The organism is Sphingomonas degradans (assembly GCF_053502645.1).
Window position 1 is genome coordinate 3,546,733 of record NZ_CP177172.1, and the last position, 13,414, is coordinate 3,560,146.

General features: G+C 68.5%; 18 protein-coding genes. 6 read left to right on the forward strand and 12 right to left on the reverse strand.

All coding sequences use genetic code 11. The features are described from left to right. Nucleotides 1-75 precede the first annotated feature (75 nt). The 5 genes from tolQ to ruvA form a co-directional block, all read right to left on the reverse strand. Nucleotides 76-762 (reverse strand): protein TolQ, encoded by a 687-nt coding sequence (gene tolQ, locus ACG3SL_RS16200; RefSeq protein ID WP_448662201.1) that lies wholly within the window; start codon nt 760-762, stop codon nt 76-78. A gap of 7 nt (nt 763-769) precedes the next feature. Then, complete coding sequence (locus ACG3SL_RS16205) at nt 770-1,228, reverse strand: YbgC/FadM family acyl-CoA thioesterase (RefSeq protein ID WP_448662202.1); 459 nt, start codon at nt 1,226-1,228, stop codon at nt 770-772. A gap of 81 nt (nt 1,229-1,309) precedes the next feature. Next, entirely contained in the window at nt 1,310-2,332 is a 1,023-nt protein-coding gene (gene ruvB / locus ACG3SL_RS16210; protein WP_448662203.1) for a Holliday junction branch migration DNA helicase RuvB, read from the reverse strand. Continuing rightward, nucleotides 2,329-2,886: a DUF4337 family protein gene (locus ACG3SL_RS16215; RefSeq protein WP_448662204.1), complete on the reverse strand. Its 558-nt coding sequence runs from the start codon at nt 2,884-2,886 to the stop codon at nt 2,329-2,331. The genes ruvB and ACG3SL_RS16215 overlap by 4 nt, the downstream gene beginning before the upstream one ends. A gap of 55 nt (nt 2,887-2,941) precedes the next feature. Continuing rightward, entirely contained in the window at nt 2,942-3,535 is a 594-nt protein-coding gene (ruvA, locus tag ACG3SL_RS16220; RefSeq protein WP_448662205.1) for a Holliday junction branch migration protein RuvA, read from the reverse strand. Between the two features lie 194 nt (nt 3,536-3,729). Between ruvA and ACG3SL_RS16225 the strand changes: the two genes are divergently transcribed. Together ACG3SL_RS16225 and ACG3SL_RS16230 are read left to right on the forward strand one after the other, a co-directional pair. Then, nucleotides 3,730-4,632, forward strand: coding sequence for a 2-hydroxyacid dehydrogenase (locus ACG3SL_RS16225; protein ID WP_448662206.1), 903 nt, complete (start codon nt 3,730-3,732; stop codon nt 4,630-4,632). A gap of 61 nt (nt 4,633-4,693) precedes the next feature. Then, a complete protein-coding gene (locus ACG3SL_RS16230; RefSeq protein ID WP_448662207.1) occupies nt 4,694-5,146 on the forward strand; it encodes a hypothetical protein in 453 nt (150 codons plus the stop codon). Between the two features lie 4 nt (nt 5,147-5,150). Here ACG3SL_RS16230 and ruvC read toward each other — a convergent pair whose 3' ends face one another. The 4 genes from ruvC to ACG3SL_RS16250 form a co-directional block, all read right to left on the reverse strand. Beyond that, complete coding sequence (ruvC, locus tag ACG3SL_RS16235) at nt 5,151-5,639, reverse strand: crossover junction endodeoxyribonuclease RuvC (protein WP_448662208.1); 489 nt, start codon at nt 5,637-5,639, stop codon at nt 5,151-5,153. Nucleotides 5,640-5,882: 243 nt separating this feature from the next. Continuing rightward, nucleotides 5,883-6,626 (reverse strand): YebC/PmpR family DNA-binding transcriptional regulator, encoded by a 744-nt coding sequence (locus ACG3SL_RS16240; RefSeq protein WP_448662209.1) that lies wholly within the window; start codon nt 6,624-6,626, stop codon nt 5,883-5,885. Nucleotides 6,627-6,920: 294 nt separating this feature from the next. Continuing rightward, on the reverse strand, nt 6,921-7,160 hold the full coding sequence (locus ACG3SL_RS16245; RefSeq protein WP_448662210.1) for a DUF2312 domain-containing protein: 240 nt from the start codon (nt 7,158-7,160) through the stop codon (nt 6,921-6,923). 95 nt (nt 7,161-7,255) lie between these two features. After that, entirely contained in the window at nt 7,256-7,618 is a 363-nt protein-coding gene (locus ACG3SL_RS16250; protein ID WP_448662211.1) for a DUF1244 domain-containing protein, read from the reverse strand. A gap of 74 nt (nt 7,619-7,692) precedes the next feature. Here ACG3SL_RS16250 and pyk point away from each other — a divergent pair, with 74 nt between their 5' ends. Continuing rightward, nucleotides 7,693-9,162, forward strand: a complete 1,470-nt coding sequence (gene pyk / locus ACG3SL_RS16255) for a pyruvate kinase (protein ID WP_448662212.1) — start codon at nt 7,693-7,695, stop codon at nt 9,160-9,162. Between the two features lie 108 nt (nt 9,163-9,270). On the opposite strand, the gene ACG3SL_RS16260 is transcribed toward pyk, so the two are convergent. Continuing rightward, on the reverse strand, nt 9,271-9,885 hold the full coding sequence (locus ACG3SL_RS16260) for an HAD-IA family hydrolase (RefSeq protein WP_448662213.1): 615 nt from the start codon (nt 9,883-9,885) through the stop codon (nt 9,271-9,273). 3 nt (nt 9,886-9,888) lie between these two features. Next, nucleotides 9,889-10,014, reverse strand: a complete 126-nt coding sequence (gene ykgO / locus ACG3SL_RS16265) for a type B 50S ribosomal protein L36 (RefSeq protein ID WP_066482602.1) — start codon at nt 10,012-10,014, stop codon at nt 9,889-9,891. 188 nt (nt 10,015-10,202) lie between these two features. Between ykgO and ACG3SL_RS16270 the strand changes: the two genes are divergently transcribed. The 3 genes from ACG3SL_RS16270 to ACG3SL_RS16280 all read left to right on the forward strand — a co-directional run bounded on the left by ACG3SL_RS16270 (nt 10,203) and on the right by ACG3SL_RS16280 (nt 12,420). After that, nucleotides 10,203-10,826: a DUF4136 domain-containing protein gene (locus ACG3SL_RS16270; RefSeq protein ID WP_448662214.1), complete on the forward strand. Its 624-nt coding sequence runs from the start codon at nt 10,203-10,205 to the stop codon at nt 10,824-10,826. Further along, a complete protein-coding gene (locus ACG3SL_RS16275; protein ID WP_448662215.1) occupies nt 10,823-11,941 on the forward strand; it encodes a M14 family metallopeptidase in 1,119 nt (372 codons plus the stop codon). The genes ACG3SL_RS16270 and ACG3SL_RS16275 overlap by 4 nt, the downstream gene beginning before the upstream one ends. Before the next feature lie 98 nt (nt 11,942-12,039). Further along, the gene (locus tag ACG3SL_RS16280) at nt 12,040-12,420 is read left to right on the forward strand and encodes a hypothetical protein (RefSeq protein WP_448662216.1); all 381 of its coding nucleotides are present in this window, start codon (nt 12,040-12,042) and stop codon (nt 12,418-12,420) included. 206 nt (nt 12,421-12,626) lie between these two features. Here the strand turns inward: ACG3SL_RS16280 and ACG3SL_RS16285 are convergent, their stop codons facing one another. Then, nucleotides 12,627-13,352: a dienelactone hydrolase family protein gene (locus ACG3SL_RS16285; RefSeq protein WP_448662217.1), complete on the reverse strand. Its 726-nt coding sequence runs from the start codon at nt 13,350-13,352 to the stop codon at nt 12,627-12,629. Nucleotides 13,353-13,414 lie beyond the last annotated feature (62 nt).

Below are 13,414 nucleotides of genomic sequence, written 5' to 3' on the forward strand. Positions count from 1 at the left end.
AAGCCCCCTCCACCACGCCGCTTCGCGTCGCGGTCCCCCTCCCCGTGCCGGGGAGGATTGAAGGCATGGCGCCCGTCACGCTTCCATCTCCAGCCGGCGGCTGAGGGTGGCGTGGAAACCGTCGGCGAAGCGGTTCAGCCGGGCCTCGACGCGGTTCACGGCGTGGCTGTAGCGGTTGTACGCGATCACCGCCGGGATGGCGGCGAACAGGCCGATGGCGGTGGCGAACAGCGCCTCGGCAATGCCCGGCGCGACCACCGCGAGCGACGTGCTCTGCTGCTGCGCGATGCCGGTGAAGCTGCGCATGATGCCCCAGACGGTGCCGAACAGGCCGACGAAAGGCGCGACCGAACCCACGGTGGCAAGGAAGTTCAGCCGATCGGCCAGCCGGTCGATTTCCTGCGCAACGGTGGCGCCCATCGCGGTGGCAAGGCGTTCGCGCGTACCTTCGCGGTCGATCGTCTTGCCGGCGGTCGAGCGGCGCCATTCGGTAACGCCCGCCGCAAAGATGCGCGCGATCGGCAGGTCGCGGCCCGCCACGCGGCGATGGAATTCGTCGATATCGTCGGCCTCGCGATACTCGGCCTCGAACTTGTCGCTCGCCTTGCGCAGCCCCTTCACCTTGAAGCCGAAGCTGAAGATGATGGTCCAGGTCCACAGGCTGGCGAGCAGCAGCCCCAGCATCACGCCCTTCACGACGATATCGGCCTGGAGGAACAGATGGACCGGGGACATGGTCGCAGCGGTGGTGATCGAATCCATGAGGTCTTCAGCTTCCCTTCCACACAAGCGGTTCGAACGCGGCGAGCCATGCCGCCGGCTGGCGCCGGGGCCGGCCGGTCGGGCTGACGAACGCCACCTCGACTGATGCCTCGACCAGTAATTTCGTTCCGCACATGACTCGTTGATGAATATCGACTGCCGGCGCGCGCAATTGGGTCAGCCGGCTGACCACGACCAGCGCATCGCCCAGCCGGGCGGGCGCCCGGTACTGGAGGTTCAGCCCGCGCACCGCATAGGCGCCCTCGCCCGCTTCGAACACGCTGCGCTGGTCGATCCCGGCGGCGATCAGCATGTCCGATCGCGCGCGCTCCATGAAGCGCAGGTAATTGGCGTGATAGACCACGCCCGTCAGATCGGTGTCCTCGAAATAGACGCGCAGGTCGAAATGATGCTCCACCCCCTCGAGGCGACCGAGCGGGGGCAAGGATGCGGGGGTGGTGTCCATTGCGAGGGCTCCTACCCCAGCGCACCGCCCAGCGGAACCCCGACCGGGCCGGCCGCGCCGCACGCGGCACGGCCCGTCCCGCTAATCGAACAGCCCGTCCTGCGCGCCGGGCGGCGGATTGAGGCCCAGATGCTTCCACCCCGCCGCGTTGAGGCAGCGGCCCCGCGCGGTCCGCGCGATCATCCCGATCTGGATCAGATAGGGCTCGATCACTTCCTCCACCGTGTCGCGCGGCTCGGACAGGCCGGCGGCCAGCGTCTCGACCCCCACCGGCCCGCCGCGATAGATGTCGGCGATCATCATCAGATAGCGGCGATCCATCGCGTCGAGCCCCATCGCATCGACTTCCAGCCGATTGAGCGCGGCATCGGCGGCGCGGGCATGGACCACGGGCTCGCCCAGCACATTGGCGAAGTCGCGCACCCGGCGCAGCAGCCGCCCGGCGATGCGCGGAGTGCCGCGCGAGCGCCGTGCGATTTCGTGTGCGCCATCGGGGGCGATCGCCAGGTCGAGCAGCCCGGCGGCGCGGGTCACCACCCGCTCCAGCTCGTCCACGGTATAGAATTGCAACCGCACCGGGATGCCGAAGCGGTCGCGCAGCGGCGTGGTGAGCAGCCCCTGTCGCGTGGTCGCGCCGACCAGCGTGAAGCGCGGCAGATCGATCCGCACGCTGCGCGCCGACGGCCCCTCGCCGATCATCAGGTCGAGCGCGCGATCCTCCATCGCGGGATAAAGCACTTCCTCGACCGCCGGGTTCAGCCGGTGAATCTCGTCGATGAACAGCACGTCGCCATCCTCGAGATTGGTGAGCAGCGCCGCGAGGTCGCCCGACTTGGCGATGACCGGGCCGGAGGTGGCCCGAAAGCCGACGCCCAGTTCGCGCGCAACGATCTGCGCCAGCGTGGTCTTGCCGAGGCCGGGGGGGCCGAAGAACAGGACATGGTCGAGCGCCTCGCCCCGCGCCTTTGCCGCCTGGATGAACACGCGCAGGTTTTCGCGCGCGGCACGCTGGCCGACGAAATCGTCGAGCGACTTGGGGCGCAGCGCCGCGTCGACATCCTCGGGCTTGCGCGCGGCGCTCAGGATACGATCGTCGTCGCTCATCCGAGCAGTCCGCTCAGCACGGCGGGGTGGAAGCCCCAGCCAAGGAACCCGCACAACGCCATGAACAGCCCGAACGCGCCGAACCCCCAGGCGGCGAGGAGCAGGGGCGCGCTTTCGACCAGCGCCGCGACCGCCGCGATCGAAATGGCCGTGGAAAGTGCGGCGTCGCTGGCGTCGAACTGGTCGTCATGGACATTGAGCGCGTCATACTGGTCCGACTGCGCCTTTGCCTGCGCGGACAGGCGCGGCGCCTCTGCCTTGTACTTGGCGATGTCGCGATCGAGCTGGGCGAGCGCGGGGGCGGCGCGCGCGGGATCGGCGGCGAGCACCGCAATCTGGGTGCGCGTGCCCTCTGCCACATGCTGCTTGGTCTTGGTCGCCTGATATTCGTTCCACGCATCGACCGACGCGGCCTGCGCCTGCTGCATCGCCTGGACGATATTGCCGTCCTTGATGCCCGACACGCCCATCACCACCGACAGCACGACCACGGTGATCGCGACGCGCCGGTTGAGCGACTTGTCCTTGGCCTCGGCACTGACTTCGATTTCCATGTCTTCCGTCCGCTTGCGGCGCCACGTGCGCCGAGGGTTTAGGGGTGAAGGCCCGTCACTTCGCCGCCTTGCGCAGGGCGAGGCGGACCAGTGCGTCGAGCGTGGCGCCGGGGGCCAGTTCGTCGGCCGCCGCGCCCACGGCGGCGCTGGCCTCGGCCGGTTTGAAGCCCAGGTTCATCAGCGCGGAGACCGCGTCCGACGCCGCGCTGCCCGCCGGGACCGGCGCGCCGGTGCCGCCCAGCGCGATGCCGCCGGCCTTGTCCTTCAATTCGTTGACGATGCGCTGCGCCAGTTTCGGCCCGACGCCGTTGGCCCGCGCGATCATCGCCGCGTCGGCGCGGGCGACGGCGGTGCGCAGTTCGTCGGGCGCGAGGATCGAGAGGATCGCCAGCGCGACCTTTGCCCCCACGCCCTGCACGCTGGTGAGCAGCTTGAACCAGTCGCGCTCATCGGCGCTGGCAAAGCCCATCAGCCGGATCGAATCCTCCGACACCAGCATCTCGGTATGGATCGTGACAGTGCCCTCGACCGGCCCCAGCTTTTCCAGCGTCTTGGCCGAGGCGCCGACGAGATAGCCGACCCCGCCGACGTCGATCACGGCATAGTCGGCGCCGCTGGCGGACAGCCGCCCCCGCAGGTGCGCGATCACTGCGCGCGCCGCCGCAAATATGTTGAGGAAGTTGAGGCTCTGCGCATGGGTAGACCGATCGGCGGGCGGGCGGGTGGAACCCCTGGGTACATAACCAGAACGGGGGCCGTAGGAAAGGCGAAAATCCGCGCCGCCCGCTGGCACAGGCGCGAAGAACCGCCCATTTGGGCAGGCGCGCCCCGTGGAGACCGCCGATGCCCGATCCGATCGACCTGTTCCTCGCCACCGGCGTTTCGCCCGCATTGCGCGCGTCGCTGGAGACTCGGTTTCGCGTCCACGACGCGCCACCGCCGCGCCACACACGCGCCATCGTCGGCGGGGGCACCGTACAGGTCGACGCGGCGCTGCTCGACGCGCTGCCGCTGCTCGAAATCGTGGCGATTCACGGCGTGGGGCATGACCGCGTGGACCTGGACGCGGTGCGGGCGCAGGGGGTGCGAGTGACGACGACGCCCGATGTCCTGACCGACGATGTCGCGGACCTGGCGATCGGACTGATGCTGGCAGTGCAGCGGCGGATCGCGGCGAACGACCGGGTGGTGCGCGACGGCGGGTGGAGCGTGCCGTTGGGCCATCGGGCGAGCGGACGGCGGATCGGGATTTTCGGGCTGGGCGCGATCGGCGGGGCCATCGCGCGGCGGGCGGCGCCCTTTGCGGCGGAGCTGCTCTATGCGGCGCGGCACGAACGCGCGGGGCTGCCCTGGCGATTCGTACCCGACATCGCGACGCTGGCGGCGGAGAGCGACGTGCTGATCCTGGCCGCACCGGGCGGGGCCGAGACGGCGGGCATCGTGGATGCCGCCGTGCTCGACGCGCTGGGGCCGCAGGGCGTGCTGGTCAATATCGCGCGGGGCAGCCTGGTCGATCAGGACGCGCTGATCGCGGCGCTGGGCGACGGGCGGATCGCCGGTGCCGGGCTCGACGTGTTCGCCGACGAGCCGCAGGTGCCCGAAGCGCTGCGCACGCTGGAGACCGTCGTGCTCGCCCCGCACCAGGGCAGCGCGACGCAGGAGGGGCGCGCGGCGATGGCGGCGCTGGTGCTGGCCAATCTGGAGGCGCATTTCGCAGGCGAACCGCTGGTGACGCCGCTGATGTGACGGCGCTTGCAACGCCGGGCGGCCATCCCCAGCTTCGCCCGGCAGGTTCGGGGGAGTCGGGATGATTCAGGGCGCGCTGTTGATGCTGTGGCTGGCGCTGTTGGTGGCAGGCGACACGCCGGCGGGACGAACGCTCCGGCGGATAATGGTCGAAGCCCCCGCCCGCCTGCTCCTCAAATGGTCGCGCGTGGGCAAGGTAGCGACGGTCGCGATCGTCACCCTCACTGCGCTTGCCGCGTGGCTGCTCGACGAAGAAGGCCGCATGATCGTGACGATGATGGCGCCCGAGGCGATCGCCTGGTTCTCGATGTTCGAAGTCAGCCTGTGGGTGGAGGCGGTGGTGACGCTTGCCGCCACGGCTTCGCTGTTGCGGGTGCGCGGCAGCATGACGTGGGTGGCAATGCGGCTGTTGCCGGCGCGGCGTGCCCGCCCGCGTGCCGCCGCGACGCGCCGGCCCCGGCGGGCGCCCGCCAACGACAGCGAGGAAGCGCCGGGGCGCCTGCGCGCCGCCTGACCCCTCAGCGCAGGCCGGTGCGCGCGCTCGCCATGTGATGGGCGTGGCAGATCGCCACCGCCAGCGCGTCACCGGCATCGGGACCGTCGATCTTCACGCCGGGCAGGAGCCGCGCGACCATCGCGTGGACCTGCGCCTTTTCCGCGTTGCCGACACCGACCACGGCCTTTTTGACGAGGCGCGCGGCATATTCGCCGACGTCGAGCCCGGTACGCGCGGCTGCGCAGATCACGACGCCGCGCGCCTGGCCGAGCTTGAGCGTCGATTGCGGGTTGGCATTGACGAACACTTCCTCGACCGCGGCCGCATCGGGATGGTGATCGGCGATCAGCGCGGCCAGCATCGCATCGAGATGCGCGAGCCGTCGTGGCAGCGTGGCGGCGCTGTCGGTCTTGAGCTTGCCATTGGCGATGTGGGACAGCCGGTTTCCCTCCGCCCGGATCAGCCCCCAGCCGGTGGTGCCCAGTCCGGGATCGAGGCCGAGGATGATCATCGGAAATGTTCGCGAAGGCAGATTGTTTGGGGCCGCTGCGCGGCCGAGGCGCGGAGGCGCAGAGAGAGAGAATTCTTCTGCGGCGTCAGCCGCCTTGTGAAATGCCGGGAGCCGGGAGAGCGACCGCAGCGGAGGGCCGCTGGCGCGGCAGAGCATAAATCTCCGCGCCTCCGCGCCTCGGCCGCGCAGCGGCCCCCAAAAATCTCTGTCCTTCCCGTCGTCACGCGCCAGCGCGATCCGGGATCAACCCAGCTTCTCCATCACGTCGTCGGCGACTTCGTAATTGCCCCAGACGGTCTGGACATCGTCATCGTCGTCGAGCGCGTCGAGCAGCTTGAACAGCGTGCCGGCATCGGCCTCGCTCACGGCGACCATGGTCTGCGGGCGCCAGGCGAGCTTCGCGCCCTCGGCTTCGCCCAGCACGGGCTCCAGCGCCTTGGCGACTTCGTGGAGGTCGCCCTGTGCGGTCCAGATCTCGTGGCCGTCCTCGGAACTGGTCACATCCTCGGCACCCGCCTCCAATGCGGCCTCGAACACCTTTTCGGCGTCGCCGGCGCTGGCGGCATAGTTGATGAGGCCCATCCGGTCGAACGCATGGCTGACCGAACCCGGCGCGCCGAGATTGCCGCCATTCTTGCTGATCGCGGTGCGCACGTTGGTGACGGTGCGGTTGCGATTGTCGGTCAGCGTCTCGACGATCAGCGAAACCCCGCCGGGGCCGAACGCCTCGTAGCGGATTTCCTCGTAATTCTCGGCATCGCCCTTGCTCGCCTTGTCGATCGAGCGCTGGATATTGTCCTTGGGCATCGACTGCGCCTTGGCGGCGTTGACCGCCGCGCGCAGGCGCGGGTTCATGTCGGGATCGGGCAAGCCCATCTTGGCCGCGACGGTGATTTCGCGGCTGAGCTTGGAAAACATGCCCGAGCGCTTCTTATCCTGCGCGCCCTTGCGGTGCATGATGTTCTTGAACTTGGAATGGCCTGCCATTGCGCTCTCTTGGAAATATGTGCCGCGTCTCTAGGCCAGCAGGGGCGGGTTTCGCAATGGCGGAGGGATATCGGCAGAAGAAGGAAGAGGTTCGCGCAGAGGCGCGGAGGGCGCAGAGACAGGAGCGTAGCGGTGTCAGCCGCGATAGCGACCGGCACGCGCGGGGTTGGCGGAAACGCACTGCGGCTTCGCCGCCGTCTTCTTCCCTGCGCCTTGCGCGCCTCTGCGCGAACAAACCTTGCGCGCCGGCAGCGCACCGAATCCGAAGCGGGTCGCCCCGCCCCGGATAGCAGGTCAGACCAGGCCCAGCGCCTGCTTGTACGTCTCGAGGAGCATTTCGGCTTCGTCGCGGTGATGCTTTTCCATCTTCCGCAGGCGGACGATGGAGCGCATCGTCTTGACGTCGAAACCGGTGGACTTCGCCTCGGCATAGACATCCTTGATGTCGTCGGCGATGCCCTTCTTCTCTTCCTCGAGCCGCTCGATGCGCTCGATGAAGAGGCGCAGCTGTTCGGCGGAAATCGAGTCGGACATTATGGGCTCCTGATGGTGAAGAAGCGGGGGCGATAGAGAAGCGGTGCCCGCACCTCAAGCCCTCGTTACGCCAGGGGCCAGTGTACGGGCTGGTATCAGCGCCCCGGTTCGGTCATCGACGGCGGATCGCTGGCGGGGAAGCTCTCTTCCAGCGCCTCGTCGAGTTCGGCGTTACGCGCCATGCTCGCTTCCATCCGCGCAAGCTGCTCGGGCGTGGCCTCGCCCTGGTATTTCGCCTTCCACTCGGCAAAGGGCATGCCATAGATCAGCGTACGGGCGTCGTCGCGCGACAGGGTGCCGTCGGCTTGCGCCACCCAATCGGCCAGGCAGTTGCGGCAAAACCCCGCCAGCCCCATCAGATCGATGTTCTCCGCGTCATGGCGCTGTCGCAAATGGCGGACAAGCTGGCGAAATGCCTTTGCCGCAACCGCGTCATCCAGCATATCTATATCAGTCACAATGCGCCTCCGGAGTTGATCCTTCGCCATTTGGGGCTAGAGGCAGCAAGGCACAAGCCGAGGATAAGACAACGATGACAAAGGCAATCAGCCCCCGCTCGCGCAAGGTGCGCGTTCTCGCGACGCTCGGCCCCGCAAGCAACACCGCCGAGATGATCGAGCGGCTGTTCGATGCCGGCGCCGACGCGTTCCGCATCAACATGAGCCATGGCGACCAGGCATCCAAGGTGCCGGTGTTCCAGGCGATCCGCGACATGGAAAAGCGCACCGGGCGCCCCAGCACGATCCTGGCCGACCTTCAGGGGCCCAAGCTGCGCGTCGGCAAGTTTGCCGAGGGCAAGATCATGCTGCGCACGGGGCATGAATTCATCCTCGACCGCGATCCCACGCCGGGCGACGAAACCCGCGTCGAGCTGCCCCACCGCGAGATTTTCGAGGCGGCGCACGCCGATGCCCGGCTGCTGCTCGACGACGGCAAGCTGGTGCTGCGCGTCATCAGCGCGACGCCCGAGCGGCTGACCACCGTGGTCGAAGTCGGCGGCGCGCTGTCGAACAACAAGGGGCTGAACGTCCCCGACATGGTGCTGCCGATGGCGGCGCTGACCGAAAAGGACCGCAGCGACCTGGCCTTTGCAGTCGAACAGGGCGCCGACTGGATCGCGCTCAGCTTCGTCCAGCGCCCCGAGGATCTGATGGAAGCCCGCCGGCTGATCGGGGGCAAGTCCGCGCTGCTCGCCAAGATCGAGAAGCCGTCGGCCATCGCGCGGCTCGACGAGATCATGGAGCAGTGCGACGGCGTGATGGTCGCGCGTGGCGATCTGGGCGTCGAGCTGCCGCCGCAGACCGTGCCGCCGCTCCAGAAGCGCATCGTCGAGACCGCGCGCCGGCTGGGCCGCCCGGTGATCGTGGCGACGCAGATGCTCGAATCGATGATCGAGAGCCCGTCGCCGACGCGCGCCGAAGTGTCCGACGTCGCCACCGCCGTCTATGACGGGGCCGACGCGATCATGCTGTCGGCGGAAAGCGCCGCCGGCAAATGGCCGGTCGAATCGGTCACGATGATGGATTCGATCGCCGACGCCGTCGAACGCGACCCCGCGCATGGCGAGCGGGTGCACTTCACCGTCACCCGGCCCGACCCCACCACGGCGGACGCGCTGGCCGAGGCGGCAAAGAACATCGCGATCACGGTCTCGGCCTCGGCCATCGTGTGCTTCACGGCATCGGGATCGACGGCGCGCCGAATCGCCCGCGAGCGCCCGACCGTGCCGATCATGGTGCTCACGCCCCGCCTGGAAACGGCGCGGCGGCTGGGGCTGTTGTGGGGCGCGCACGCGGTTCGCACCCGCGACGTCGCCTCGTTCGAGGAAATGGTCGCCAAGGCCAAGCGCATGGTGCTGCGCCACGGCATGGCGGCGGCGGGCGACCGCGTCGTCGTGTGTGCGGGCGTACCGTTCGGGACGCCGGGCTCGACCAACGTGCTGCACGTCGTCACCATCGTCGGCGACGAACTGGCCAGCTATCAGGGCGCCGAGAGCGAGTAATCGCTTCGGCCCTTCTCAGGGCACAGGCGGCGCCGCGCGGGATCCCGTGCGGCGCCGCTTTGCGTTTGGGGGATGCAGACATCGGGCGCAACCGCGCGCCCGCAGCGACTAGACCGCGAAGCCCAGTCCGCGCAGCGACACCCGGAAAGCGTCCGAATCGGTGAAGGGGATGGCGTGGATGCCCAGCGCGGCGGCGGCATCGACATTGGCGGCGTTGTCGTCGACGAACACCGCATCCTGCGGCGCCAGGCCGAATCGGTCGAGCGCGAGGCGATAGATTGCCGGATCGGGCTTGGTCAGCCGTTCGTCGCCCGAGACCACGATGTCGCGGAATCGGCGGAACAGCGCGTCTTCGCGCGCGCGAAAATCGGGCCAGAACTCGCCCGAGAAATTGGTGATCGCGTACAGGGGCACAGCCGCCGAATCGAGTTGCTCGACCAGCTCCACCATTCCCGGCAACGGGAACGGCACTTGCTCGCTGAACCGCGGCCCCCAGAGCGCGATCATTTCCGCATATTCGGGGTAAAGCGCCGCCAACTCCGCCGATGTCTCGGCAAAGGGACGCCCCGCGTCATGCTGGAAATGCCACGCCTTGGTTGCGACGGAGCCTAGAAACGCGTCGAGCGCCTGATCGTCCTGGATCAGACGCCCGTACAAGTATCGCGGATTCCAGTCGTACAGCACGTTGCCGACATCGAAGATGACGGCATTCGGCTGACGCATGGATCAGCCCTGGCGGGCTTTGAACCGACGATTCGTCTTGTTAATCACGTAGATCCGGCCACGGCGGCGGATCACGCGGTTGTCGCGGTGCCGCCCCTTGAGCGACTTCAATGAATTCACGATCTTCATGACCGATTCGCTTCTCGAATTATCTGGATGCCGGAAAAGAGGCGCCCGCCTATAAGGCTGCGGCGACCAAGTCAAGGCATTGTGGCCTATGGCAAGCGAGTCCACAAGCAATAGGGAACAGAGTCCGCCGGACTCGGGTTTCATCGGCACGCGGGGCCGTTCCGCCCGCGAAACAGGAGCTTTGCCCCGTGACCACGCCGTTCCGCCTCGCCCCCCTGCTGCTCGCAACCGGCGCCGCCGCGCTGCTGGCCGGGTGCACCACCGGCAATCGCGCCGGCCCGATCGACGTCACCCGCTATCATCTCGGCCAGCCGATGGAACGCACCACCGTGGCGATCGAGCCGATGTCGGGCGCGACGCAGATCAGCCCCGAATACCAGACCTATGCCGACGCAGTGAAGGCCGAGCTGGAGCGGCTCGGCTATGTCGCGTCGCGCAGTGACATGCCGGCGGGCTATATCGCCGCCGTATCGTTCGTCCGCGTGCCACAGGGCAGCTTCAAGGAGCCGCCGCCCGTGTCGATCGGGCTGGGCGGCGGCAGCTTCGGCGGCGGGCGGCGCGGTGGCGGCGTCGGGCTGGGCGGCGGTGTCAGCTTCGGCATCGGCGGCAAGACGCGCGAAATCTATGGCACCGAATTGTGGGTCCAGCTGCGCCGGCGCGCCGACAACAGCACGATCTGGGAAGGCCGCGCCCGCACCCAGGCAGTGGGCGGGACCGAGGGCAGCCAGCCGATCGATACCGCCGCGCGGCTTGCCCGTGCGCTGTTCAAGGACTTCCCCGGAGAGTCCGGGATCACTATCACGGTGAAATGAGCATTCACATCAACGCCGCATTCGATGGCGGCAACATTCGTCTGGCCGCCATCGACGGCGATCGTGTCGACCTGGAAATCGTCAAGGACCATGCGTCCGATTTCTACCAATGGTTCCACTTCCGCGTGGCGGGGGCGAAGGGGCGCACGCTGACCTTTCGCATCCTGAACGCCGCCGGTTCGGCCTATGCGTTCGGCTGGCCCGGCTATTCCCCGCGCTGGAGCACCGATCGCGAGACGTGGCGCACCACCCCCGCGACGTACACCGACGGCGTGCTGGAATTCACCCGCACGATCGACAGCGACATCGTGTGGTTCGCCTATTTCGCGCCCTATTCGATGGAGCGGCACCACGACCTGGTATCGCGCATCGCCGAGATGCCGGGCGTCACGCATCGCGAACTGGGCGTCACGCTCGACGGGCAGCCGATCGATTGCCTGACGCTGGGCACCGGCGAGAAGCAGGTGTGGCTGTATGCCCGCCAGCATCCGGGCGAGACGATGGCCGAATGGTGGATCGAAGGCGCGCTGGAGAAGCTGACCGACGCGGGCGACGCCACCACCACGGCGCTGCGCGAAAAGGCGACGTTCCACATCGTCCCCAACATGAACCCGGACGGGTCGCGCCGGGGGCACCTGCGAACCAATGCGGCGGGCGTGAACCTGAACCGCGAATGGCACCACCCGACGCCCGAGCGCAGCCCCGAAGTGCTGGCCGTGCGCAATGCGATGGACGCAACCGGCGTCGCCTTCGCGATCGACGTGCATGGCGACGAGGCGATCCCGGCGAACTTCCTTGCCGGGTTCGAGGGGATTCCGAGCTGGACCGACGCGCTGGGCGAGAAATTCTACACCTTTGGCCGCCGACTGGCGGAGGCGACGCCCGATTTCCAGCTCGACCTGGGTTACGAGAAGTCGGCGCCGGGACAGGCCAATCTGGCGATGTCGACCAACCAGCTCGCCGAGCGATTCGGCGCGGTATCGATGACGCTGGAGATGCCGTTCAAGGACCATGACGCGAACGCCGACCCCGACTTCGCGTGGAGCCCGGCGCGGTGCAAGACGCTGGCGCATGCGTGCCTCGACACGCTGGCGGGGATGATCGACGCGATCTGAGCGCCCGACACCCGGCGGACCCGAATCGCGCCACCCGCGTTCCTTTGACAGGGCGCTCCTTTTTGGGGCGCCCGCAGGAACGCGATGAAGGGAACGCAGTGAAACGCCGCGTGCAGCAACGGATCGGGCCTCGGCTGTTTGCCGGATGGCTCGGCCTGCTCACGGTTCTCACCTGCGCGCTGGTGCCGCTGGGGCCGGTTTCGGCGCGCGTGGCCGGATCGGCGTTCGACCCCACCACCGCCACCGTCGTGCTATACCCGCGCGCCGCGCGCGTGGCGGGCGATCCAAGCCGCGTGCAGCCGGACCGACAAAAGCAGCGCCCCAGCCTCGTCGCACGCTGGGGCCAGCATCAGGCAGCGGACTCTGCCATGGCTGGCCCGGTTCGCACCACCGCCGCGGTGGCGCGCCCACGCGGCGAGGCTCCGGCGCCGGTCCGGCGTCTGCTCGGCCCCGATCCGCGCGCACCGCCCCCCGCCTGACCCCCTGCCCGTTCCGGCCGCCGCAGCGGCCATCCCCTTCGCAGGAGTCAGAAATGCAGCATGAAAATCGCAAGAAGCGGCCACCCTGGTGGTTCGCCACCGCCCTCTGGACGGCCATCGCCGCTACCTCGGGGATACTCGCACTGGCGGTGGGTGCCGCCGTCGAATAGGTATCCGGGGACGTGCCCTGCGCGTCCCCTTCGCCCTCAGCCGAACACTTCCTCCAGGAAATCTACCATGGCCCGCCAGCTCCGCCGATCCGCGCGCGGTTCATAGGCGATGCCGGGGGTGGTGCCGCCGGTGCGTGCCGCATCGGTAAAGGCGTGGCCGGCATGGCCATAGGCATGGAGCTGCCAGTCGGCGCCCGCCTGCGTCAGCTCCTGCGCCAGCGCGAGCGTGGCATCGGGCGGGGCGATCGGGTCTTCCCAGCCGTGGCAGACGAGCAGCTTGGCGGCGATCGGCGAGACGCTGGGATAATCGGGCCGGTCATAGACGCCGTGGAACGACACCGCGCCCAGGATCGGCAGCCCGGCGCGCGCCATGTCGAGCGCGCATTTGCCGCCGAAGCAATAGCCGATCGCGGCGGACCGCGTCGGATCGGCCTGGGGCAGCGCGTGCAGCACCCCCAGCGATGCCTCCAGCCGGGCGCGCAGCAGCGCGCGGTCGGCGTTGAGTGCGTCCATATATTCGCTCACCTGCGGCGATTCGAGCGTCTTGCGCTTGCCCTGCCCGAACAGGTCGGCGACCAGCGCGACATAGCCAAGGCCGGCCAGGGCATCGGCCTTCTGGTTGTCGGCTTCCTTCTGGCCGAGGATGTTGGGCAGCACGAGCACCGCCGGGCGCGGCCCCGCCACGGCATCGTCCCACGCCGCCACGCCCTCGAACGGACCGCCCGGTCCGTCATACACCAGCGTCTGCCGAACGATTGCCATGCCGTACCTCCCTTGTCCGCTACGCCGCAGCCGCTAAGGACCTGCTCCAATCGTTGCAAGGA

Excerpts from the sequence above, each read along its gene's own strand:
- ruvB (WP_448662203.1), bottom strand. The coding sequence starts at position 2,332 with ATGAGCGACGACGATCGTATCCTGAGCGCCGCGCGCAAGCCCGAGGAT.
- ACG3SL_RS16275 (WP_448662215.1), top strand. The coding sequence starts at position 10,823 with ATGAGCATTCACATCAACGCCGCATTCGATGGCGGCAACATTCGTCTG.
- ruvC (WP_448662208.1), bottom strand. The coding sequence starts at position 5,639 with ATGATCATCCTCGGCCTCGATCCCGGACTGGGCACCACCGGCTGGGGG.
- ACG3SL_RS16245 (WP_448662210.1), bottom strand. The coding sequence starts at position 7,160 with ATGTCCGACTCGATTTCCGCCGAACAGCTGCGCCTCTTCATCGAGCGC.
- ACG3SL_RS16215 (WP_448662204.1), bottom strand. The coding sequence starts at position 2,886 with ATGGAAATCGAAGTCAGTGCCGAGGCCAAGGACAAGTCGCTCAACCGG.
- ykgO (WP_066482602.1), bottom strand. The coding sequence starts at position 10,014 with ATGAAGATCGTGAATTCATTGAAGTCGCTCAAGGGGCGGCACCGCGAC.
- pyk (WP_448662212.1), top strand. The coding sequence starts at position 7,693 with ATGACAAAGGCAATCAGCCCCCGCTCGCGCAAGGTGCGCGTTCTCGCG.
- ACG3SL_RS16230 (WP_448662207.1), top strand. The coding sequence starts at position 4,694 with ATGATTCAGGGCGCGCTGTTGATGCTGTGGCTGGCGCTGTTGGTGGCA.
- tolQ (WP_448662201.1), bottom strand. The coding sequence starts at position 762 with ATGGATTCGATCACCACCGCTGCGACCATGTCCCCGGTCCATCTGTTC.
- ACG3SL_RS16225 (WP_448662206.1), top strand. The coding sequence starts at position 3,730 with ATGCCCGATCCGATCGACCTGTTCCTCGCCACCGGCGTTTCGCCCGCA.
- ACG3SL_RS16285 (WP_448662217.1), bottom strand. The coding sequence starts at position 13,352 with ATGGCAATCGTTCGGCAGACGCTGGTGTATGACGGACCGGGCGGTCCG.
- ACG3SL_RS16205 (WP_448662202.1), bottom strand. The coding sequence starts at position 1,228 with ATGGACACCACCCCCGCATCCTTGCCCCCGCTCGGTCGCCTCGAGGGG.
- ACG3SL_RS16260 (WP_448662213.1), bottom strand. The coding sequence starts at position 9,885 with ATGCGTCAGCCGAATGCCGTCATCTTCGATGTCGGCAACGTGCTGTAC.
- ACG3SL_RS16240 (WP_448662209.1), bottom strand. The coding sequence starts at position 6,626 with ATGGCAGGCCATTCCAAGTTCAAGAACATCATGCACCGCAAGGGCGCG.